The organism is Microcystis sp. M079S1, from assembly GCF_020246425.1.
Lineage (GTDB): Bacteria > Cyanobacteriota > Cyanobacteriia > Cyanobacteriales > Microcystaceae > Microcystis > Microcystis aeruginosa.
This window is the reverse complement of sequence record NZ_JADBSZ010000066.1, coordinates 1-24347: the sequence shown is the minus strand read 5'-3', so window position 1 is coordinate 24347 and position 24347 is coordinate 1. Positions and strand designations below refer to the sequence as shown.

General features: G+C 43.3%; 16 protein-coding genes. 8 read left to right on the top strand and 8 right to left on the bottom strand.

The features are described from left to right. Positions 1 to 146 precede the first annotated feature (146 nt). Positions 147 to 2339, top strand: coding sequence for a molybdopterin oxidoreductase family protein (locus IM456_RS03980; RefSeq protein ID WP_287693471.1), 2193 nt, complete (start codon positions 147 to 149; stop codon positions 2337 to 2339). 212 nt (positions 2340 to 2551) lie between these two features. Here IM456_RS03980 and IM456_RS03975 read toward each other — a convergent pair whose 3' ends face one another. The 4 genes from IM456_RS03975 to IM456_RS03960 form a co-directional block, all read right to left on the bottom strand. Continuing rightward, entirely contained in the window at positions 2552 to 5722 is a 3171-nt protein-coding gene (locus IM456_RS03975) for a pentapeptide repeat-containing protein (RefSeq protein ID WP_287693469.1), read from the bottom strand. Between the two features lie 274 nt (positions 5723 to 5996). Then, positions 5997 to 6893, bottom strand: a complete 897-nt coding sequence (locus IM456_RS03970; RefSeq protein ID WP_287693467.1) for a tRNA (5-methylaminomethyl-2-thiouridine)(34)-methyltransferase MnmD — start codon at positions 6891 to 6893, stop codon at positions 5997 to 5999. Continuing rightward, a complete protein-coding gene (locus IM456_RS03965; RefSeq protein ID WP_149986042.1) occupies positions 6853 to 7647 on the bottom strand; it encodes an alpha/beta fold hydrolase in 795 nt (264 codons plus the stop codon). The genes IM456_RS03970 and IM456_RS03965 overlap by 41 nt, the downstream gene beginning before the upstream one ends. Before the next feature lie 182 nt (positions 7648 to 7829). Continuing rightward, complete coding sequence (locus IM456_RS03960) at positions 7830 to 8429, bottom strand: superoxide dismutase (RefSeq protein ID WP_012267735.1); 600 nt, start codon at positions 8427 to 8429, stop codon at positions 7830 to 7832. Positions 8430 to 8880: 451 nt separating this feature from the next. On the opposite strand from IM456_RS03960, the gene psbH reads away from it, so the two are divergent. The 3 genes from psbH (at position 8881) to glgB (ending at position 12107) form a co-directional block, all read left to right on the top strand. Continuing rightward, positions 8881 to 9075, top strand: coding sequence for a photosystem II reaction center phosphoprotein PsbH (gene psbH / locus IM456_RS03955; RefSeq protein WP_002736544.1), 195 nt, complete (start codon positions 8881 to 8883; stop codon positions 9073 to 9075). A gap of 104 nt (positions 9076 to 9179) precedes the next feature. Next, positions 9180 to 9428: a TatA/E family twin arginine-targeting protein translocase gene (locus IM456_RS03950; RefSeq protein WP_061430888.1), complete on the top strand. Its 249-nt coding sequence runs from the start codon at positions 9180 to 9182 to the stop codon at positions 9426 to 9428. 399 nt (positions 9429 to 9827) lie between these two features. After that, on the top strand, positions 9828 to 12107 hold the full coding sequence (gene glgB / locus IM456_RS03945; protein WP_287693463.1) for a 1,4-alpha-glucan branching enzyme: 2280 nt from the start codon (positions 9828 to 9830) through the stop codon (positions 12105 to 12107). Positions 12108 to 12551: 444 nt separating this feature from the next. Here glgB and IM456_RS03940 read toward each other — a convergent pair whose 3' ends face one another. After that, on the bottom strand, positions 12552 to 12698 hold the full coding sequence (locus tag IM456_RS03940) for a hypothetical protein (RefSeq protein WP_172970488.1): 147 nt from the start codon (positions 12696 to 12698) through the stop codon (positions 12552 to 12554). 172 nt (positions 12699 to 12870) lie between these two features. Further along, entirely contained in the window at positions 12871 to 13272 is a 402-nt protein-coding gene (locus IM456_RS03935) for a fasciclin domain-containing protein (RefSeq protein ID WP_287693461.1), read from the bottom strand. A 733-nt stretch (positions 13273 to 14005) separates the two neighbouring features. On the opposite strand from IM456_RS03935, the gene IM456_RS03930 reads away from it, so the two are divergent. The 4 genes from IM456_RS03930 to IM456_RS03915 all read left to right on the top strand — a co-directional run bounded on the left by IM456_RS03930 (position 14006) and on the right by IM456_RS03915 (position 20015). Then, positions 14006 to 14962, top strand: coding sequence for a ribonuclease Z (locus IM456_RS03930; protein ID WP_287693353.1), 957 nt, complete (start codon positions 14006 to 14008; stop codon positions 14960 to 14962). A gap of 2 nt (positions 14963 to 14964) precedes the next feature. Further along, positions 14965 to 18201 carry a tubulin-like doman-containing protein gene (locus tag IM456_RS03925; RefSeq protein ID WP_287693354.1) on the top strand — a complete coding sequence of 1079 codons (3237 nt, stop codon included), beginning with the start codon at positions 14965 to 14967 and terminating at the stop codon, positions 18199 to 18201. A 329-nt stretch (positions 18202 to 18530) separates the two neighbouring features. Beyond that, positions 18531 to 19457 (top strand): ornithine carbamoyltransferase, encoded by a 927-nt coding sequence (argF, locus tag IM456_RS03920; protein WP_149986036.1) that lies wholly within the window; start codon positions 18531 to 18533, stop codon positions 19455 to 19457. Positions 19458 to 19589: 132 nt separating this feature from the next. Further along, complete coding sequence (locus tag IM456_RS03915) at positions 19590 to 20015, top strand: hypothetical protein (protein ID WP_149986035.1); 426 nt, start codon at positions 19590 to 19592, stop codon at positions 20013 to 20015. A 50-nt stretch (positions 20016 to 20065) separates the two neighbouring features. Here the strand turns inward: IM456_RS03915 and malQ are convergent, their stop codons facing one another. Beyond that, complete coding sequence (gene malQ / locus IM456_RS03910; RefSeq protein WP_287693355.1) at positions 20066 to 21568, bottom strand: 4-alpha-glucanotransferase; 1503 nt, start codon at positions 21566 to 21568, stop codon at positions 20066 to 20068. A gap of 362 nt (positions 21569 to 21930) precedes the next feature. Continuing rightward, positions 21931 to 23055: a hypothetical protein gene (locus tag IM456_RS03905; RefSeq protein ID WP_287693356.1), complete on the bottom strand. Its 1125-nt coding sequence runs from the start codon at positions 23053 to 23055 to the stop codon at positions 21931 to 21933. Between the last annotated feature and the right edge of the window lie 1292 nt (positions 23056 to 24347).

The window sequence follows — 24347 nt, the reverse complement described above, 5'->3', positions numbered from 1 at the left end:
GGTTTAATGCGCGATTTGCATCACGAAAATGGCAATTTAGCTAAGGCTTGTAATAAATTGTATTAATAACTACAATTTGGCCGAGAAAATCTGCCGACTATCTTAAGTATGCCTAAAGACAGCGCCACTAATCAGACCAACTGCTTATGACTGAATCTACAAAAACCCAATGTCCTTACTGTGGAGTAGGTTGTGGTTTGACAGTCACCTCCCCCGCGTCGGCCGGACAAGCATGGAAAGTCTTCGGGGACAAGTCCCACCCCTCCAGTCAAGGTATGGTCTGTGTTAAAGGGGCCACCGTAGCGGAATCGATCGATAAAAATCGCCTCAAAACCCCGATGATCCGCGATTCTCTCCAAGAGCAATTTCGTCTTTGTACTTGGGAAGAGGCCCTCGATCGCATCGTTAACCAGATGCAAACTCTAATCGCTCAGGGGGAAAAGGAAAGTATCTGTCTATACGGTTCGGGACAATTTCACACCGAAGATTACTACATCGCCCAAAAACTGGTCAAGGGCTGTCTGGGAGTCAATAACTTTGATGCTAATTCCCGTCTCTGTATGTCTTCGGCCGTGGCCGCTTATCTGGACAGTTTCGGGTCCGACGGTCCCCCCTGCTGTTACGATGACTTGGAATTAACCGATTGTGCCTTTTTGGTGGGGACAAATACGGCCGAATGTCACCCCATCATCTTTAACCGTCTGCACAAGTATCTCAAAGGCAACCAACAAGCGAAATTAATCGTCGTTGATCCCCGCAGCACCAAGACTGCCGAGGCCGCTAATCTCCACCTCGCCATTAACCCCGGGACTGATATTGACCTATTTAACGGTATTGCTCACCTGTTACTGAATTGGGGGGCGATCGATACCTATTTTATCGATAAATGCACCAGGGATTTCCCCAAATACGCCGAAATTATCCGCCATTATCCCCCCGAAATAGTCGCCCCTAAATGCGGTATCCCCATCGACGATTTAGAACAGGCTGCCCGCTACTGGGCCGAATCAAAAAGAGTGCTTTCTCTCTGGTCGATGGGTATCAATCAATCTAGCGAAGGCACGGCCAAAGCCCGCACTTTAATCAATTTACACCTAATGACGGCTAATATCGGTAAACCGGGGGCTGGTCCTTTTTCCCTAACCGGACAACCCAACGCCATGGGAGGACGGGAAGCCGGCGGCCTCTGCCATCTTCTGCCCGGTTATCGTTCCGTCAAAAATCCCCAACACCGGGCCGAAGTGGAACAAGCTTGGGGTTTACCCGCCGGTCGGATTTCTCCCGTCCCCGGTCGCGATGCTTGGAGTATGATTACCGGTTTGGAGACGGGAGATGTCAAACTTCTCTGGATTGCCGCCACTAATCCGGCTGTTAGTATGCCTGATCTAGAACGCACCAAGGCCGCCCTGTTAAAATCACCTTTTACTATCTATCAGGATGCCTACTATCCCACGGAAACCAGCGCCTACGCCCATTTATTACTGCCAGCGGCCCAATGGGGCGAAAAAACGGGAACAATGACCAATTCTGAGCGCGTGGTGACGTTAAATAAAGCTTTTCGCTCTCCCGTCGGTCAAGCTCAGGCCGATTGGCAAATTTTTGCCGAAGTTGGTCGCCGTTTGGGGTTTCAGGCACAATTTAATTTTAAGGATTCCGCCGAGGTACATTCCGAGTTTATTCGCTTGACATATAAACGTCCTTGTGATATGACGGCGATTAATTATGATCGCCTGGCCGAGACTCCCCGACCGTGGCCCGATTCCATCGATGAAATTTCCGCTCCTAAAACCGCTAATTCCGGGGAATTACTGGGTAATTTAGTTAAAGATGACGATAAAAGCGAAAAAACAGCCGCAAAACGCCTTTATACCGATGGTAAATTTAATACTGCCGATGGTCGTGCTGTTTTCGCCGCCTACCACAGTAAAGGTTTAGCGGAACCCCCGGACGAGGAATATCCCCTAGTGTTGACCGTAGGGCGTTTGTACGGTCACTGGCACACCCAAACTCGCACCGGCCGCATCGAGAAAATTGTCAAAATGCACCCCGCACCTTTTCTGGAAATTCATCCCCAAGATGCGGCAAAATTGGGCATAGAAGCTGGAGAATGGGTGGAGGTGCGTTCTCGTCGAGGTTTTGCCCGTTTTCCCGCTTTAATTACCAAAGCAATTGCTCCTAATTGTGTCTTTGTGCCGATGCACTGGGGGGCTTTATGGGCAGAAAATGCTGAGGCTAATAGTCTCACCCATCCGGCCGCTTGTCCGATTTCCCTGCAACCGGAATTAAAAGCTTGTGCCGTCAAATTAATCCCGATCAAGTCTTTAGTTAGGGTTAGCTGAAAAAATTTTTCCTGGGGACAGGGTGTGGGGTGTAGGGTGTAGGGTGTAGGGTTTTACCCATTTTCAGGGGGTCAATTACCTAATTTTCAGGGAAAAAGTGCCTAAATTTTCCCCCCCCGATCACCCCAATGTCTGGCACTTTTTGATGGCAAAAAAGTCTAAAAGTCTTACCCAACAAGGTTTTTAGATTTATTGAGCAAACCCTAACTAGGTCATTGGGGACAATCGGCAATTTTATCCTTAGTTTCTTTGAGTTCCTCTCGAACAGCTTTACATAATTCAGGACTAAATTGAGCGTCTTTGAGACTTTTAACAGTTTCAAGTTGTGTGACTGTTAATCCGAGCACTTCTTTTAGCTTTGCACCAGTAAAATCTGCACCGGTTAAATCGGCACCTTTAAAGTCTGCACCGGTTAAATCGGCATCTTTTAAAATAGCATCTTGTAATTGTGTGCCTATTAAATGCGCTCTTGGCAATTCTGCCTTTTCTAAAACAGCATCTCGTAAATCTAAGCCATCTAAAACCTGATCGGATAAGTCAGCTTCAGACAAATTTGACTTGGGTGCAATTTTATAAGCTCGCTTAAATAAGCTTTGATATTTTAGATCTACCGTGCTAATTGTTCTCTGATCGTAAATAGCTTTATCTAATTTCGCTCCCTCCAAACTAACACCTCTTAAATTAACTCCAATTAAATTAGCTTTTTCTAGAATAGTATTTTTCAATCCTTTCTTACTAATCTTGGTTAAATCTACACAGGATAAGTTGATTTTATTTAAATATCGATCGGATAAGTCGATGCCGATCAAGTTGATTTTTGCTTGACAATTCTCAAGATTCTTTGGTAAATCAATTAATCCTTTATAATTGTTCGATGTCGGAAACCAACTTAGGTTTTCTATTTCTGCATCCCATGGAACTCTAACAATTGAAGAAGATACAAAAGGTAAAGAAGACTGGCGATGTCGAGTAATAAAATAAACTACTTTTAAAAATTCTTCATATTTTTTGGCAACTTCATTAAAGTTACTGTTGGTTATCTCAAAATCTAACTTGGTTTCTTCATTAATTAATGCTCCCTTAAAATTAGTTCTGCTATCAACTTTAACCTTAATTAAATTTGCTCCTCTTAAGTCAGCATTTTCTAAGTTAGCACCGCTTAAATCGGCTTCCGTAAGATCGGCAGCTCTCAAGTCAGCGTGTTCTAGGTTAGCCTGTCTTAAATCCGCTTGTTTTAGGTTAGCTCCTGGGAGATTTGCCATCATTAAGTTAGCATTAATTAACACTGCGTCTTTTAAATCTGCTGATTCTAAAATTGCCTTAATTAAAACTGCATCCTGTAGATTTGTTTTAGCATCCAGATAGCTTTTTAAACGAGCATTTTTAAGATTAGCTCCGATCAGGTCAGCTTTTTTTAGATCAGCACCACTTAAGTTAGCACCTTCAAGGTTGGCAAAGTTCAGGTAAGACTGACTAAGATTACTACGGGATAAATCGGCCTTTACCAGTGTAGCAGAACTTAAATTAGCCCCCTGCAAATCAGCACTAATCAGGTTGACTTTCTCCAATTTAGCCCCAGTAAGGTTGACTTCTCGTAAAGCAGTTTTTTCCAAATCTCGATTAGATAAATCTATTCCCGCTAAATCTCCAGGATTGTAGGGATTTTTATTTTCAATATAATAAGCTTTAGCAGCCATTAATTTTTGACGATCATCATCATCTAGTTTCGTTTCTATATCATAAAGAACACCCTTTAATTTAGCATTATCTAATTTAGCCCCCTCTAAATTCGCCCCTCTTAAATCAGCACCCTCCAGATTTGCACCTGTTAAATCCACTCCTCTTAAATCAGCTTTTCGGAGATCTGCGCGTGTTAGATCGGCATCTTTTAAGTCCTTCTGTGGTGGCTGCAAGTCTCTTTTTAGGGGATTAAAAGAGCTAATTTTGTAAAACTTTGCCTGATTTAAAAAGATGCTTTTATCGAGTTTAGTACGATCATCATAGATCGCATGATCGATCTTAACACCTTTCAAGACAGCACTGGTAAAATCAGCCCCTCGGATATCTGCGTAGGTTAAATCAGCGTCCCTCAAATCAGCATTAATTAACTTGGTATTTCTGAGATTAGCGTGACCTAGATTCGCTTTTTGTAAATAGGTGTTGCTCAGATCTACTTCCTGTAAATCTGCTTGGTTTAATTGGAGAGACTTACATTCATCTTTAATATCTTTTTCACTATCACAGATTAGATGAGTGTTTTCTTTTGATTTAAACCAACTAAAAGGTTGAGTCTTAAAGTTATATATTGCGTCTTTAACACATATATCGCCTAAAGAAGTAGAAGTATTCAGCAGAGTAGCATTTCTCAAATCTGCATTACATAAATTAGCTCCATCCAGATTAGCATTGGTGATATTTGCTCCATTTAAAATGGCATTGGACAGGTTAACATCCTGTAAATTTGCCCCTCTTAAATCGGCTCCCGTTAAGTCAGCTTTTCTGAGACTCGCTCCAGTTAAATCGGCCACCTCTAGATCGGCATCCTTTAGGTTTGCTCCGTCAAGATTGGCATTCTGTAATTGTGCCTTGGACAGATCATTATTTGCCATATCAACTCCGGGTAAATTAGCTGATTTGAGATTTACCCCCACCAATTTGACACAATCCTCTTGCAGCCCAACTTTTGTTAATAGCCAAGTAAATATATTTTCTGGCATTTTACAACCACTACTGAGAGACTCCAAGGCATCAATTCTTCCGTTACTAGCAGGATCTTCTTTCGCTGAACGGAGAACAGTCCAAGCATCATTATTCTCTTGCGCTCGTCGTTTATCCGTTTCCCACCAATAGGTGATTACACCGGCAAAAATCCCTAAAGCAGTAACAATTGAGGCTATTTTGAGGATAAGCTCAAAATCAGTCCAATCAAATCGGGATTGATTTAATAAATTTTTGCATTCTTCTGGGGATAAGCCACTATCTTCTGATAGCTTTTGTAAGTAGATGGCTTCTTGAATAGACCCTTTCGCTTTTTGCTTAATTTCTTTTATTCTATTGTTAATTTCTTCTTCCAATAAAATCTTGTTTTGTTTTAGTAAGTCCTTATATTCATCTAAAGAAAAACCCAAAAAATTAGACTCTGACAGTTCTTTTAAAATCCTTAACTTTTTAATATTATCTTTTTCATCTTTAATGCTGTCTAATTTTTCATTAATCTTCTCCTCGATACGCCAATTAAAATATTTTTGGATATCGTCAAAACTTTCTTTCTGCTCCGTTGCTATACGATGTAGAGCCAGAGTTCGCTGCGGTTCTCGCAAGGGGATAATCCTTTCCAGTTTACCTTTGATTTCTTCATATTTTGGGTTGTTCTTATTACTCATTTTCCTGTCCTCCAGCTAATACTAGATCACGAAAAACACAATAGAAATATACTAGATCGGCAAACTTATCGTTAAGAAGGGTTGCTCTTGATCGCCTTAAGGCTGAATTTGTTTAATCAAAAAATCTATCTGGTCGGGGAACCTTTTTTGTGCAGATAACGTCTTGTTTACACCCATGCTATCTAACTAGCCCAAAAAAAACAAGCCGATCAGCAGGATGCTTAATTTTTCTTAAACAAAAGCCCGAATTATCAGGCATTTAACCACACTATTCTCATTCCGAGATTTCGATCGAACTAAACGATCTTTGCCAACGTTTTTTCCAGTGGCTAGTCGGTTCTAAGTCACAGAGAGCCTGTTCGCTGCGACGACGTTGTATAATCACTTCGGCCGGGTCGGTTAAAGTCGCGTCTCGATAGGGAATAGCGGCCTTAGTTTGCAGATGTTCCCGTTCCTGTGCCGATAAAGATGGGGGTAAGGACAAAAAACTGGCTATTGTCCCCGGCGATCGCCGCCCGACGCTATCGGTGGCCCCAATCTGCAATCCTGCTAATTGTAAAGCCCTTCGCACCGAGGCAGCACAGGAATAGGTGACTAAATAACCCGTCGGACTCAGGCATTTCGCCACTAAAGCTAAAAACTCCACCGTCCACAGTTGCGGACATTTACCCGGGGAAAAGGGATCGAGAAAAATTGCCTCCGCTTGAAAACCCGCGTCAATCACCTTGGTTATCGTCTGTCGCGCATCCCCGATTAACAGTTTAGCCGTGAGATTAGGCAGGTCTAGCCAGTGATTATGGGCAAAATCATTTAAATATTCGGGAATTGGTTGACTCCAACTATTTAAGAGATTTTCTCTAATAGCCGCTAGGGGAACCACTCGATCGCTTTCCAAAGCTAATAATTCTACCCGACAATCCCCCCTAACTTGCCAAATGGCCGCTAAGGCGGCGGCGGCATTATACCCTAAGCCGTAACAAATGTCAAGAACTTTCAGATTATTGCTCTGGTCTGCTTTGGCTGTCAGACGACTAGAGAGGATAAATTTTTTCTCGGCTTCTTCCCTTGCCCCAGAGGTAGAATGATAACATTCGCCGAATTCGGTCGAAAAAAAGGTATAAGAACCATCCTCAGTGACTTTTTGCGGGTAGGCTTCGGGGGAGACAAGCATGGTGATGGAGAATGTCTTTGAGATGAATATCGGTTTCCAGCAGGCAAGCGTGACCACTATGGGGCAGAATCGTTAATTTTGCCGCGGGTAACTGCTGAATTAGGCGTTTAGCCTCCGCTACCGATGGTAACAGTCGGTCGCCTTGACTGGCTATCACTAACACCCCCAATTGCAGACGTTTTAACTCGCTGGCACTAACCTGAAACCGTTGTAACTGGGATAAACGCCAGCTAATCGTCTTCGGTGGGACGTATTGCATGGCTTTGAGGAGAGAGCGGCGATCTTCCCGGGATATTCGACCCAGAGCGGCCAGAAAGGGTAAAATAGTTAGTGCCGAGCTGCCTTGGATGAAATCGGGCATCATCTGGGTGATACCGATTCCCAAGCTTAAAAGAGGTCTTTGATTAAAAGAAGAAGCAGGGTTAATTAAAATCAGTTTTTTAATTAATTTTGGTGATTTTGTTGCTATTTTCAAGGCTAAACAGCCGCCAAAAGACTCACCGCAGAGATAGACTTTTCTCGATTGTCGCTTTAATTCCTGTTCCAATAAAGCGATCACGAGGGTGCTTAATTCCTCCCAATCACCGAGATATTGCGGGGAAATCACCAAACAACGCAGATCGAAGTAAGGGGCAAGGTTTTTAATCTGACGATGGTATAGTTGGCCGCTGCCATCCATTCCGGGTAAAAATACAAACAGGGGATAATCGGGACGGGGATGACGGGGAATAATCCAACTGACAGGTTGTTCCATGGTGCGAGAAGCGCGATCGATGTTAAAAAAGTTTTTTCTGGTTATCTCTTTTAAGGATAATTAATATTAGAGAGATTGGCCAATTTTAATAGTACGATTAACTCCCAACTTATGGATTGTTTCTCCCTGCTCCCCAACCCCTGATAACTGATAACTGATAACTGATTAACTGAGCCAAATTTTTAGGCCGCCGCTAAATTAGCAGCCACGAAATCCCAATTAACCAACTTAGTTAAAAAGTCGCTGATGTAATCGGGACGACGATTTTGGTAGTCGAGATAATAAGCGTGTTCCCACACATCCATAGTTAAGAGGGGAACCTGTCCGGCGGTTAAAGGATTGTCAGCGTTGCCGGTTTTGGTAACTTTGAGAGTACCGTTATCGAGAACCAACCAAGCCCAACCACTACCGAATTGAGTAGCGCCCGCAGTTTTGAAAGCTTCGACAAATTTCTCGAAACTGCCGAAATCTGCCTGAATTTTATCGGCTAAAGCACCGGTAGGCGCACCGCCACCGCCCGGTTTCATGCAGTCCCAATAAAAACTATGATTCCATGCTTGGGCGGCATTGTTGAAAACCCCAGCTTTAGAGGCATCACCGGCAACCTTAACGATAACTTCTTCTAAAGAGAGAGCATCGAGTTCCGTATCTTTGACCAAACCGTTATAGTTATTGACATAAGCGGCGTGGTGCTTGTCGTGGTGGAATTCTAGGGTACTTTTGGTGATACAAGGCTCTAAGGCAGTGTAATCGTAGGGTAAAGGGGGAAGTGTGTAAGCCATGTGTTCTCTGTATCCTCTCTTGAGAGCTTGTTTAAGGTAGTGTTGTTAACCTTTTGTCAGTATTCAGCTTAACCAAGACGAATACCTTTGCAATAAAACTTTACACCCTCGATCATAGCACCGAAGGAGACTTGATCAGTGATCACTGATCGATCAGCTTTTTTCTCCCTTCTCCCTTCTCCCTTCTCCCCCATCACCCCAACTCCCATCGACCATCTCCTAAATCCTGAGAAGATCACCAAACAATGTTAGAATAATTCCCGTACTGTAGGCGCTTGCAGATTCTTGTGGGCGTGGCAGGGCAGGCGAAAAACGATTCCGTTAGGAATTAGACCAAAAAAGCTCCACTGGAAACAGCAGTAGATTTTATCTCACTGGGTTGACCGGTTGGCACTTCGTCAAATTACGGATCAATACAAAATTATCATTTACAGATCTTTCTTGGTAACTTATGGCACAGCGTACACGCTTAGGTGAAATCCTTCGTCCCCTCAACTCGGAATATGGTAAAGTTTCTCCCGGTTGGGGAACTACCTTGCTGATGGGAGTTTTTATGGCTCTGTTTTTAGTCTTTTTGCTGATTATTTTACAGATCTACAACTCCTCCCTAATTTTAGAAGGATTTAATGTAGATTGGGGTCAGTAAGCAGATTCCAACAATCTCGTCGGCATTTTTGGCGGCAGAATTATCCCTCGGACTTTGGCAGGTGGGTTATTGCCCACCGCGAGTTTTTTATTAGGAGCAAAAAAATGAATATTTTTGGAATTGGATTACCGGAAATGGGGTTAATTCTCTTGATTGCCCTGCTAGTTTTCGGACCGAAAAAATTACCAGAAATCGGTCGCAGTTTAGGCAAAACGATTCGAGGATTTCAAGAAGCATCCAAGGAATTTGAAAGTGAATTTAAGCGAGAGGCCGAGCAGATTGAAGACTCGGTAAAAATCAAAGCTCAATTAGAGGAAAGTCAATCTCCTAGCGATCAAACTCGTTCCAGTTAAGAACTGTGTAGAGATGTAGTGTAGGTCAAATTCGAGACTATCCGCTAGATTAACATCGAGAATGACCAGAGCCGGATTAAATTGGCAGTTTTACCATAGACCTCTTGTAAAAATCAAAAATTGTTGTTAGGGTCAGGAGTCAGGAGCCGGTCGTCAGGAGACAGGAGATTATTTTATTTATTCTTCCCACTTCCCCACACCCCACACCCCACACCCTACACCCTACACCCCACACCCCACACCCCACACCCCACACCCCACACCCTACCCCCACGAAAAACTTTTTCAGCAGACCCTAAGTAGGCAGAATATATCATTAGTTTGAGAATTCCCAGAAGGCAACAAAAAAATGACTATTTCCTTGCTATAAGTATTGTAGATGTCAAGAGTGGTAAATGAATGTCTATAGTGGTATCCCCCGAACAAGTCCATCAAATCGTCAACAACCTCCATCACGATCCCTTTGAGGTTTTGGGGGCCCATCCCCTAGAAGAAGAAGGAAAAGTAAATAAATGGGTTGTTAGAGCCTATTTACCGAAAACCACGGCCGCTTGGGTTATTTTACCGTCCCAAAGACAAGAATATCCCATGACGACCGCTTATCACCCCCATTTTTTCGAGTGCGTTATCGATATCAGTGAACTGAACAATTATCAATTACGCATCCACGAGGGGGAACAGGAACGGGTAATCTATGATTCCTATGCCTTCCGTTCTGCCAAACTCAGCGATTTTGATTTACATCTGTTTGGGGAGGGCAACCATCATCGCATTTATGAAAAATTAGGGGCGCATTTAGCTGAAATCGAGGGTATTAAAGGGGTTTATTTTGCCGTTTGGGCTCCTAATGCCCGCAACGTCTCAATTATTGGTGATTTTAACAGCTGGGATGGTCGGGATCACCAAATGCGGAAACGTAATAATATGGTCTGGGAATTGTTTATCCCAGAAATCGGTGTTGGCACTAAATATAAATACGAGATCAAAAATTGGGAAGGTCATATTTACGAAAAATCTGATCCCTACGGTTTTGCCCAAGAAGTACGCCCGAAAACCGCCTCGATCGTGGCCAATTTAGATAGCTATACTTGGGATGATAGCGATTGGATGGAAAAACGCCGCCATAGCGATCCTTTAACTCAACCGGTTTCCGTTTACGAATTACACCTCGGTTCTTGGCTGCACGCTTCTAGTGCCGAACCACCCCGTTTACTTTCTGGGGAAGGGGAACCGGTTCCCGTGTCGGAATGGAACACTGGGGCGCGCTTTTTGAGTTACTACGAGTTAGCCCAAAAACTAATTCCCTACGTTAAAGAATTAGGTTACACCCATATCGAATTATTACCGATCGCCGAGCATCCTTTTGATGGTTCTTGGGGTTATCAAGTGACGGGTTATTTTGCCCCCACCAGTCGCTACGGCAATCCTGAAGATTTCATGTATTTTGTCGATCAATGTCACCAAAATGGCCTTGGTGTGCTAGTGGATTGGGTCCCCGGTCACTTCCCCAAAGATGGCCACGGGTTAGCTTTCTTTGACGGGACTCATCTTTATGAACACGGCGACCCGCGCAAAGGGGAACACAAGGAATGGGGAACCTTAATTTTTAACTACGGTCGCAACGAAGTCAGAAATTTCCTCGTCGCTAATGCTCTTTTTTGGTTCGATAAGTACCATATTGACGGCATTCGCGTGGATGCGGTGGCTTCTATGCTCTATCTCGATTATTGTCGTAAAGATGGGGAATGGGTGGCTAACGAGTACGGTGGCCGGGAAAATTTAGAGGCAGCGGAATTCCTGCGTCAAGTCAATCATGTAATTTTTAGCTATTTCCCCGGAATTCTCTCTATTGCCGAAGAATCCACCGCTTGGCCGATGGTGTCCTGGCCCACCTATATGGGCGGTTTAGGCTTTAATTTAAAGTGGAATATGGGCTGGATGCACGATATGCTCGATTATTTCGGCATGGATCCCTGGTTCCGTCAATTCCATCAAAATAATGTCACTTTTAGTATGTGGTATAACCACAGCGAGAATTATATGCTGGCTTTGTCCCACGATGAAGTGGTTCACGGCAAAAGTAATATGATTGGCAAAATGCCGGGGGATGAGTGGCAAAAATTCGCCAATGTCCGGGCATTATTTAGTTATATGTTTACCCACCCCGGCAAGAAAACCATGTTTATGAGCATGGAATTTGGCCAGTGGAGTGAGTGGAATGTTTGGGGTGATTTGGAGTGGGGTCTTTTGCAGTACGAACCCCATCAACAGCTAAAACGCTTTTTCTCAGATTTGAACGCCACCTATAAGAGTGAACCTGCTTTATATACCCAGGATTTTGGTCAGGATGGCTTTGAGTGGATCGACTGTAGTGATAATAGTCATAGCGTCGTTTCTTTCCTGCGCTGGAGCAAAAATTGGCAGGAGTTTGTGGTGGTGGTCTGTAATTTTACTCCCCAACCCCACAGCCATTATCGCGTTGGTGTACCCCATCCCGGTTTTTATCAGGAAATTTTTAACAGCGATGCGGGTAAATATGGCGGTAGTAATATGGGCAACCTCGGCGGTAAATGGTCAGAGGAATTGTCCTATCATAGCCGTCCCTACTCGATTGATCTCTGTTTACCACCTTTAGGGGTTTTAGTTCTCAAAATCAGTCCTAATGCTTCTGGGGAATAGGGAAGCTTTTTTCAGTGATCAGTAAACAGTTATCAGTTATCAGTGAACATGGTAACTGTTTACTGGTAAGCAGCTAGACACAATTAATTATACAGACCTAACTACCTGGCTCTCCCAGGTTTGGTGGGTAAAATGTATTCTAAGATACAGTCTTGCGGGCGAGGGAGTGGAACGAACCACTCCAGACACAAAGGACACAGAGATCGATCACTACTATATAAGTTAAACTTATCACACAGAGAATAAGAGAGCCACTACCCCTTGCATGAGTGCCTATCCTAACCAAGAAGTTAATTTTGTCTTATTACGGCTCTTCTGGTTTCTGTGTGGAAACGAGGTCTATACTGATAGTTTCTTCCACAAAATAGTCCTAAAAGTCTTGCCCAGTAAACATTTCACGATTCTATAAGCAAAAATTATCACACAAAGTCGAGAAGAGCCTTATTACTTAACTGGTAACTGGTAACTGATAACTGATAACTGATAACTGAATTGACCGACGTGGTTGGCTTCGATCTGCTGGCGATCAATCCAGAATCCCCATCCTTGCGGTGCGGTATTCAGTTCCGAGAGAAATTCTAAGGTCTTCATTGGCGTACTCCTTAGCGGGAATTATCTTGTTTATCCCCTTATAACCGCAGAAAGTGGGCATTTTCCTCCGTCGATCATCGAAAACATAAACAAGCAAAAATGTCTGTATATTTGGTTACTAAAATAAGACAGAGCCGCCCTGGATGCGGCCCGGGGAAAAGCCGGTCAAAAACTAACCCATCAGGATCACCCTATCGATGACGTGGATCACACCATTATCCGCCTCGATATTACCCGCCACCACCGTGGCATTTTTCACCTCAAAACCTTCGCTACAATCGACGGGAATCAGTGAACCCTCTAGAGAAGTCACTACAGCCAATTTCGCCAAATCTTCCTGCATATATTTGCCCGCAACGACGTGATAGGTGAGAATTCGGGTTAATTGGGGGATATTCTGCACTAGGGTTGTAATCGTCCCGGGGGGCAATTTGGCAAAAGCTTCATCGGTGGGGGCAAAAACCGTGAAGGGGCCGGGACTTTTTAGGGCATCCACAAGATTAGCGGCTTGTACCGCCGTTACTAGAGTTTTAAAATTATCGGCACTGACCGCAATATCGACAATATCTGCCATAAACTTGACTCGATCCTGAAAAAAATCATCTATTTCAGATTTTAAACTTAATCTTGTCCCAAAGATCGTTCTAGGGAAGTAATGTGGGGTGTAGGGTGTGGGGTGTGGGGTGTAGGGTGTGGGGTGTGGGGTGTGGGAAGAACAAATAAAAATAATCTCCTGTCTCCTGACTCCTGAATACTGACTCCTGAATACTGACTCCTGAATACTGACTCCTGACTTCTAACCCAATTTTGGACAAAGATAAGTAACAATTATCGATTGACTCCAAAAGCTTGAGAATATTTAAATTAACATTTCGCAATATTTACAAATTCTTAAGAATTAATTGAGAAAGATTTTTATTTAACAACGATGTTATCATGGTTACAGCGATTTTACTGAATTTCATAATGGGTTATTCTGTGCTTTTTTGGGTAGCAATGGTTGAAACCCTTGCCACACCTACAGGGTGATCCTAATTAAGACGGGTAAATCAGTCAATTTCACGGGCAACGATGATCTTTTTTTTGTGTAGTTTTATTGCAAAAAAAAAGTTTTTTTGACAAAAAGCACAAAGTATGATATGTCTGCCAACGTATTTCTGGCTGCGAGTAATTATTGCAGAGTTAGGTCAAAATCAGGGGATTTCCTGTTTCCAAGTCAAGAAATACAGAAAAGCAGCAATTCGATCGAGAAACCGATAAAAACAGCCTAGACTAGAAAAAGAATCCTCTATCCTGACAGCTATCCTGTGGAGATTACTTTTTTAGGAACCAGTTCTGGGGTTCCCACTCGTTCCCGTAATGTCTCTAGTATCGCCCTTCGTTTGCCGCAACGGGCGGAAATATGGCTGTTTGACTGTGGAGAAGGAACTCAACACCAGTTACTGCGTAGCGACCTGAAAAGTTCCCAAATCCGACGCATTTTTATCACCCATATGCACGGGGATCATATCTTTGGTTTAATGGGACTGTTAGCCAGTATCGGATTAGCCGGTTCTGCTCAGGATATTGATATCTATGGACCCCCCGGACTAGCGGACTATCTGCGCGCTTGTGCTAAGTATTCCTATACTAATTTGGGCAATCGGGTGCGTGTCTATCCCATTTCCCCCGGCATACTCTACGAAGATGAAGAATTTACCGTCTCCTGTCAGCTATTAAAACATCGTATTCCCGCCCACGGTTATCGCATCGCCGAAAAAGACCGTCCAGGACGTTTTGATGTGGAAAAAGCCAACGCTTTGGGTATTCCCCCTGGACCAATTTACGGCAAGCTGAAAAAAGGGGAAACTGTCACCCTTCCCGATGGCAGCAAAATTCGCGGTCAGTCCCTCTGCGGAGAAACGGAAATCGGCCGTAAAATTGCCTATTGTACCGATACTATTTTCTGTGAAGGTTCGATCGAATTGGCACGGGATGCAGATGTGCTAATTCATGAGGCGACTTTTGCTCACCAAGATGCCGGGTTAGCCTTTGAAAGTGTTCACTCCACTTCAACGATGGCAGCCCAAGTGGCCTTGGCAGCCCGGGTAAAATTGTTATTAATGACCCATTTTAGCCCCCGTTATCTACCGGGGAATTCTCTGGATATTTCCAATCTGTTAGAGGAAGCGCGGGCGATTTTTCCTAACACTAAATTAGCCTACGATTTCCTCACCTACGAAGTCCCCCGCAACCGTCAAGAAATGGCCTTAGGAGTTAAATAATTATGCCGGCAGCAGTAGAAGAAAAAAGCATGGTTCCCACGGTTTTAGTGGGTATTGGTGGTACGGGTAACGAGATTTTATCGCGATTGCGTCGCTTAATCGAGGAAAGTTATGGCAGTTTGAGCAATTTTCCGATTGTCAGTTTTTTGGTGGTTGACACGGATAAGGATTACAAAATCAGTAATCCTGAAGCTGCCGGCAGTGCTTTTAAAGATAACGAAAAACACTGGTCCCGGGTGAGTGGAAAACAGGTACAGGAGATGGTATCTGACATGGATAGATATCCCTGGATTAATAGTTGGTTTCCCCCGGAATTAGAGAGAAATATTACTTCCCTAGAAGCGGGAGCGGGACAAATTCGCGCCTGTGGACGTTTTGCTTTATTTTGTAATTATCATGAGATCCAAAGGAAATTTATAGATGCGGTGAGACGGGTAAAGGGACAAGAAAACTTTATGCTCGATCGCTATGGAATTAAAGTTAGTAATAGTGCTATTAATGTCTTTACTACGGGGTCTTTAAACGGTGGTACGGGTAGCGGAATGTTAATTGATATAGGCTACTGTATCCGTAATTGGTTACGAGGAGAAAGTAGTCCTTTGAGTACGGCAATTGTTCCCACTCCTGAAGCATTTGCGGGGATTAGTGTCGGCGATCGAGTTTTGGCTAATGGTTACGCTGCCCTGATGGAATTAAATTACTTTTCTGACTACAGAACCGAATATCATCAACAGTTTAGCAGCGGTTTAGTCGATGAAGTTGTTAGTAAATTACCCCCCTTTGATTTTACCTATTTAGTGGGGACAAAAAACGGAGAAGGTGATTTTAAACTCGGTCAAATTCGGGAAATGATCGCCCAAAATATCTTCCTAGATATGACCTCTGATTTTGCCCCCCATAAGCGTTCCATTAGAGATAATATTAAGGGTTCTTGGGCGCAAGCTGACCCAGGGGGGCGCGGTTATCCTAAGCAATTTATGAGTTTTGGGCTATCAACTATTGAAATTCCTATTGCCCAAATTCGGGCCTCTTTATCGGAACGTTTAGCCAAAGATTTAATTAATTGGTGGCTGAATGATTCCGTGATTTTACCCGCTCAAATGTTGGAGTTAGTCAGAGGTGATATCCTCAAAAGAATGCGCTTGAGCGAAGGGGAATTAATTATGGATTTATGTGCCGACAAGGATCGCTCTTTAATTGCCATAATCTCTCAATGGATTAACGAAACTCGTCAGGAAATCAATCAAGATAATTGGCTATCTTGTACCAAACAGGGTGTTAATATTTTAGGCAATGAACAGGGAAAAATTCTCCAATTTATTAATGATTATTTAACGCCAAGAGTCGAGGAATTTAAACGCAATCATTTACTAGAATTGAGTCCCGATGAACGGCTGCACGGCGATTACCTGAAAAAGATTTATAATAACCGGGATGAAATTATTCAACGGGGGAAAAAGTCTCTAGAAATGGAGTTTTATAATATCCTTGAGGATCGGAACCGTGGAGTAAAATTTGCCGAGAGTTTTATTGTTTCAGTACGACAAATCTTCACCGACATAGCGGAAAAATTCCGTCGCGATCAAGAACAGGTTTGGAGTCAAAACGAAAGTAAACGTCAACGAGAATATGATACAGCCTTAGCAGAAATTAATGATCTGAAAGATAAAATTCACATCTCGAAAAAAGATAAGATGGAACAATATTGTGAACAAGCTTTAACGGGATTGGAAGGCTATTTAATGGCCAATATTCAACGAAAAACCCGAGGTGCAGGAGTAGAGGTTATTAATCGTTTATTGGAACATCTTAATCAATTAGAAAGCCGTTTTAATCGCTTTCGTCAGAAATTAATTCAAAGTCGCGATCTATTTAATCTCCAAGCTAACCAACAGATTGATAGTGCCGATGCTTTGTTAATTAATGGGATTAAATTATTTGACAGACAAGAATTAAATGGTCTTTATCAAGACTTTATCGAACAATTTGCCTCCGGGATTGTCGGTAACAAAAACGCCTACGATACGGGTATGGATAACCTTTGTTTACCCCTCTCAGAAGAGATTTTAAAGCAATCTAGCCTCCTCTGGAAAGAAACGCGCCGCGCTGATGAAAATATGCGTTTATTTGACATAACCGAGATTGCCGATATTCGTCAAGGTGATTTTCAAAAAGTTATCCTAAACCAAGCTAATCAACTCCTACAAAATGCTCCTGCTAGTAGTCGCATTCAGCAGGAATTAGCCGCTTGCGATCGCTCGTTAAAAATCTATAACAACGATACCGATATTATCAATAATCTTCGCATTGCCTACCAAAAATCGCGACCCCTAATTATGCTCAATCCTGCGGTTTTGCGGGGAAAAGATGCGGGTTTTACACCCCAATTAAATCAAAATATTGCCCTGATTGGAGGAAGAAATACCAGTAACCCGGCAGCCCAAAAAATTATTCCGAAACTGCGGGAATTTATCCCCAACGAAGACGATATTAAACCCTTGGGAGAAGTGGAAAAACATCGTCTTGTCTTCGTGCAGGAAATTGGCGGTTTTTCCCTGCGCTGTCTCGATGGAATGCGAGAACTGCGGCAATCCTATCAAGACTGGAAAGGAGAATTTATTCTCGCTAAACGCGCCCAACAAATGGGGGAAAATCGCGATTTACCTATCCCCGTGCATATCCAAAAGGAACCTCCTTTCTGGGATGTTTTTCCCGAAGATCCGAGTATTTATCAATTGGTGGTGACGTCCCGGGCTTTAAAAGTGCTTTTTCCAGAAGTCAATCGAGTCACTAATGAGAAAACAATTCGCTATGAAATTAAAACCGCAACGGGATTAAAAAAAGTCGATATCGCCACCAGTTGGGAAGATGCGGTACAGGTGTTAGAAGTAAAAGCTTGTCGCGAAGATAAGGAAAAAATTCAAAGTCAGGTGACAGCTAAGTTACAGGATTCGGCCACTCCGGAGAAAAAACAAGCTTTGTATCGGAATTTTATCGAATATTTACAACAACGTTCCGAGGAGTTGACAGGAGGAAAAGATAATACAGAATATAAACGGGAAGATGCAATTATTTTGCAGTTAATCCATAACTATAAGTTGGATAGCGGTGGAGAAATTCCTCTTTCTCCGGTGACGGAAGTGGCTAACCCAGCTTTAATTATCTGCGGTAATTGTGGACACAAAAACCCGCCTTCGTCTAATTTTTGTTCTAAGTGTGGGGCAAAATTAGTTAAGTAGAAATTAGATTTTGGGTTTGATCCCCCCTGCCCCCCTTGATAAGGGGGGTGCCGATAGGCGGGGGGAGCCGCCTTGATAAGGGGGGTGCCGATAGGCGGGGGGAGCCGCCTTGATAAGGGGGGAATCTGACAATTTTTAACACCTACCTAATTTAACAAAAAAAAGTGGGGGTGTTAGCTGGACTAACATCCCCCAAAATGAAAATTTTCGGGAAAAATTGCCTAATAGCGAAAAAACTGGATTATAATAGGGTCTTTACTCAAGATTTTTGCTAACCGCTAACTGCCATAAAACCCAATCAAGACCCCTGTTTATCGAGAGAAAAACCAATGGTAGCCACTTTAAAAGGACGAGATGTTTTAAGAATAACCGACATGAGTAGCGAAGAAATCAGCGCCCTACTCAATCTATCGGCACAGCTTAAAGCTGGCACTCTTAACCCTAGCTGCAAAAAAGTCTTGGGATTGCTATTTTATAAAGCTTCCACCCGGACGCGGGTTTCCTTTACCGTCGCCATGTACCAGTTAGGGGGACAGGTGATCGATCTTAATCCCAGTGTAACCCAAGTGGGGCGAGGGGAACCCTTAGCAGATACGGCCCGGGTACTCGATCGCTATCTCGATATTCTCGCGGTTCGCACCTTTAAACAAGAGGATTTAGAAGCTTTTGCCAATTACTCACGCATCCCGATTATCAACGCTTTAACGGATTTAGAACATCCCTGCCAGATATTAGCCGATTTACAGACTATCCAAGAGACTTTTGAGACTTTACGGGGAATTAACCTCACCTATGTGGGGGATGGCAATAATGTCGCTAATTCTCTCCTCTTGGGTGGTGCTTTGATGGGGTTAAATGTGCGGGTTGCCTCCCCCGCAAACTATCAACCCGATGGGGAAATTGTCGCCAGCGCCCAGGCTATTGGCGAGAAAACCGGTAGTAAAATCTTAATTACCGACGATCCCGTTACGGCCGTAAAAGAATCTCAGGTGGTCTATACTGATGTCTGGGCGAGTATGGGACAGGAAAGCCTCGCTGATGCCCGAATTCCCGTTTTTCAGCCCTACCAAGTCAATGAACAGCTAATGAGTCACGCTGACAAAGACGCGATTATTCTCCATTGTTTACCTGCTCACCGGGGCGAAGAAATTACCGACGGGGCGATCGAGGGTGTACAATCAAAAGTCTGGGAGCAAGCGGAAAATCGGATGCACGCCCAAAAAGCTTTAATGGTGAGTTTATTGGGATTAATCTAGCTGCAGATGCTCAGTTACCTAAAATAATTATTAAACTCGATCATCAATCATCCTAAGACCTGTCCGACACCGGAAGTTAACGCTAGGATTGATGGTAAGAGCAATAATCAGGGCAGCCTCCACACAAACTATATGTCAGACACCTCCGCAGTTAAAAAATATCTCGCCCATTGGTTTCAATTGGGAAAAAAAGTTATTTGTCCCAAAAACCAAGCTATGCTATTTCCGCTGCCAATTTTCAATGCTGATCGCTATTCGTCGGAGTTTGAAGATTGTTGGCAAAAAATTCTTGATCCTGAAAGTGGCGATTGTTACCTAGAAGGTACTCAACAAACTATCCGAGACTTACTTTCCCCTCAATGGGAATTTCATCCCTGCGCTCGTTGTACTATACCTGTACCAATTGAAGTACTGGGCCAATCGGGTTTATCTTGTCCCTGCCATGATTTGAGTAATTGGCCCAATTTAGAATTACCCTTACCCCATTTACCCGTCAATAGTCAAGAAAATCTCGATCGCATCCGGCAAAGATTGCTAAAAAATTCTCACCCACATTAACCGGACAAAAAGAGACGTTAGGGGTAACGTCTCGACAAAAGGGTTGAGATTTAACGATTTCTGCCAAAAAGATTGACTAAATCTCGCAATCTCTCGCTATATTCTCCGGTTAAAGCTTCCTGACGATAGCGCCATGACCAATTCCCTTCTGCGACACTGGGGGTATTCATACGCGCATCCGATCCTAAACCTAACACATCCTGTAACGGTACGATCGCCTGATTAGCCACGGAACTATAGGCCAGTCGAATCAGATCCCAAGCCACTCCCTGACCACTGGGAGCGCCAAGATATTGATAAAGTCGCGCTTTTTCGTAGTCATTGGCGTTATCTTGAAACCAGCCCACAGTGGTATTATTATCGTGAGTGCCGGTATAAATCACACAGTTGCGTTCGACGTTGAAAGGAAGATAGGGATTACCCGCATCACCCCCAAAAGCAAAGTGGAGAATCTTCATCCCGGGGAAGGCAAAGTGATCGCGAAAATCTAGAACTGCTTGGTCAATATCGCCCAAATCTTCGGCAATAATCGGCAATTTACCTAAACGAGCGCCAATAGTATTAAAGAGATCATAACCCGGGGCCTTCAGCCAACGACCATTAATGGCGTTTTCCTGGCCAAAAGCCACCGCCCAATAGGCTTCTAATCCGCGAAAATGATCGATACGGATGATATCGACTAGGGAAAGAACCGCTTTTAAACGGCGTACCCACCAGTCAAAGCCCGTATTTTTGAGATAATCCCAGTTATAAAGAGGATTTCCCCATAATTGCCCCGTTTCTGAGAAATAATCCGGGGGAACCCCCGCCACTTCCAAGGGATTACCGGTTTGGGGATCTAGTCTGAAAACCTGCGGATTTGCCCAAACATCGGCACTATTATGGGAGACATAAATGGGGATATCACCGATAATCTCGATACCGAGGGAGTTAGCATAGCGTTTTAGGGCTAACCACTGCTCAAAAAACTCAAATTGTAGGAATTTGTGCAGAAAAATCTCCTCTTGTAACTCCTGTTTCGGTGTTTCCAATGCCCCCCAATGACGTTCGCGAATTTCTGTCGGCCATTCCATCCATGCTTTACCCGGGTAAGCGTGGGATAGGGCCATAAATAGGGCGTAATCCTCTAACCAATCGGCATTGCCAGCACAAAAGCCAGCAAACTGTTTGTAAAGAATTGTGTCAGAACCCTTGACAAAATTGCTCGCCGCCTTTCTAAGTAGGGGAATTTTCCAAGCGATCAATTTATCAAAATCCACTTGATCGAGGGGAAAATCGGGAATATCCTCTAAATCTGCGTCACTAAGCAGGTTTTTCTCCCGAAGAAGATCGAGACTAATCAGGAGATGATTGCCAGCAATGGCACTAAAACTCATGTAGGGAGAGTTACCGTACCCTGTGGGGCCTAAAGGGAGAATTTGCCAGAGTTTTTGACCACTTTGAGCCAAAAAATCGATAAATTGATAGGCTTCCCTACCTAGTTCTCCAATCCCGTAACGGCCAGGATGACTGGTGGGATGAAGCAAAATACCGCTAGAACGGCTAAAAGCCATGAAAAAACCCCCTTATCAGTGATTAGGTTAGCAGTTATTAAGTGTTTAAAGCTGAATGCTCACTGCTATCTCCAAGCTAACCCGATCTCGATCGATAAGGGCAATACTTAACAACTTTATTAGACCTATGGGACAAAATGAGGCATTACAGCCGTACCGTAACAGATCGTCTTTCCAGTTAAAAGGATTCCTTCGGATCACGTTCCACGTTACCCCGGAGGAAAAACCGATCGCTTGTCAGTTATTGTGCCAATGATAGGGGCGCATCGTGGTCAGTGAGTTGATCGAACTGCGTGCGCCCAAAATGTAATATAGATATTTCTGCAAAATTGAGATGCAGCCGCCGAAAATTCAAGAGCGATTCACTTACTTTCAGTAAGTCCTACTTCTTGTAACCTCCTCTTCAACCCAGACCGGTTACTGTACTGTTCGTAAATCTGGTTCAGGCGCTCTTGGAAAACGGGCAACCCGTTTTGATATTCGGCTAAATCTCTTAATTTGACCAACAATTTAACAGCCTCATCGTAGGATTTAGACTGGGCTTTCTGAATTAGGGACTCGACTTGCTGCCAAACTTGCGCTTCCCGTTTAGCTAAAGTTTGTAGTTCCTCAATTCGCTTGGCTTCCGCTTCTTGTTGTCGCCGTTTTTCTGCCTTTTTTCCTTCCTCAGCAGCAGCCTCAAGAAGTTCTTGAACCGTGCGTCGAGGCTGGTTAGAAGCAGGAGAAGTAGGGATTAATTGAGACAGCTTTTGTTGGAATTTAGCAGATAAATTATGTTCTCCTTTAGCCAGTCTTAATAGGAAATCTTGGCGTTCAGAAGCCGATAATTGGCTAATAGCTTGTTGCCAAGTTTGCTTAGAGATAGTTGTTAGTTTACCACTGGATGCACAAGCAACATTTAATAAGTGTTCGTCCAATTCAAAGATTTCTGTAAAAGCCTTTTGAGATGCAGAAAGTTGATTTAGTCCGGGGGGTAGAGGAGGTTCTAGTTGGGTCTTATCGATGTCTATATATCCCTCCGATAAGTCAATAGCTTTCAGCCAGGCTAAATATAATCCTCGATAGTCTTGCTGGAGAATTTCTTGGCGTAATCCTATCAATTCCGATAGAATCCCTTCTCCTTCTATCCAGTCATTAAAACCTTCTTCTTGACTAAATTCCCAATCTAAAATTGCCCAATCTCCCGCAAAAGATAAGCTGATATAATTATCGATACAGTAAAGTTCAATTGCTTCTCGGTTGATCAGGGATGTGGGAAAACGAAACATTAATTGCTGTGTTCCCCAGTTGGCGATGTAGTACATGATATCGAAATACCGAGCCAGCACCTGTTTGGGATCCCCGCGAAAATTGCCGTAACTATAGGTGAAACTGGCACTCGTTGCCGTCGGTTTGACGCGGCTCGATAGCTCACCTATGGCAGCCCTTTCCTCTTGGGTGAGGGGGCGATCGATAGCTTGGAATTCGTAATATTGGTATTCGCTCATGGCGTGCAACCTATCTCAAGGTTTATGATCGATATGCTGATAATTGTACGGGGATAGTTAGGGTTTGCTGAATAAATCTAAAAACCTTGTTGACCCACTTTCCGCACTTCTTAACATTCAATTGATGATTTTTACTAATATATTGCTTAAAACCCATTGCTAGTAGGGACTATAGCTACAATGATAAGTAGGTAAGGTAGGCGTTAAAAATTATCAGACACCCCCCTTATCAAGGGGGGATTAAGGGGGGATCGGCACCCCCCTTATCAAGGGGGGCAGGGGGGATCGAACCTAAAATCCATTTTTAATTTAATTATAACCAGCTACTTAGATTTTTATCAAGGTGAAGAATTGTAATTTTTTTCTCAGAAAAAATCAATTATTGAAAATGTTCTCAATAGTAGTTTCTACAATGAAGGTTTTTCGTCAAAACATCTTGGGGAATGTAAAAATATATAAAAGTATATGAAGATGTGCGGAATGTCGGCCTATAACTAAAGATAGATAGGACGGGACGGGCGCTCTCGGATGTATTAGGAATGGCAAGAATATGCACATCTCCCGATCTTTACCGATAAGGAAAAAGTTCGGGTGATCGATCGGTAATTTCCCCGCATCGGTCTTTTCAAGAAATCTAATCTATTCCTTTGGATAGTGGCACGGTTAAAATCGATAAGATTATAATTTCTTTTGTTAAGCACTTTAGCGATCGCTAGATATTTCTGCGATTCGTTGTCGGCTAATCGTTAAATTTTGTGAAAAAAACCTCATTGGTTGAGATTATCGGAGATAGAATCAGAATAGTTGAATAAGGTGGAAATAATTAGAGCCTTTTGGCATGGTTTCTCGATGGAGAATTCTATAGATAAAAAAGCACTGGGTCTGCTTTTCCCGACTATTACCGGAAGATCGGTTTGGCGGGTAGGGCGGTGGTGTGTTTTTGAATTTAAATTGCGATCGCTGTTCTTAGGGAGCAGTTTGCGGTGGGGACAGTGACGGCGAAGAGCGAAGATTGTTCAGCTGAATCTGGAGGCATTTTAAGCAATGACAGACAATAATAAAAGAGATTGGTTCAAAATATTCGATGTTTCCGCAAATGTTTTGGGTACTATTGGTACTATAGCAATTGCAGCAATTGGTTTTTGGTTTACGGCTCTTCGTTATTTGTTATGGTTCGATAGGGGGGCATAAATCGACTAAATCCTTATCTGGCAAGAGACTTAATTGATTAGTTCGCTCTAGAGCAAAAACAATTGACAAAAATCGCTAAATGCCTTTCTATATAAGGGTTA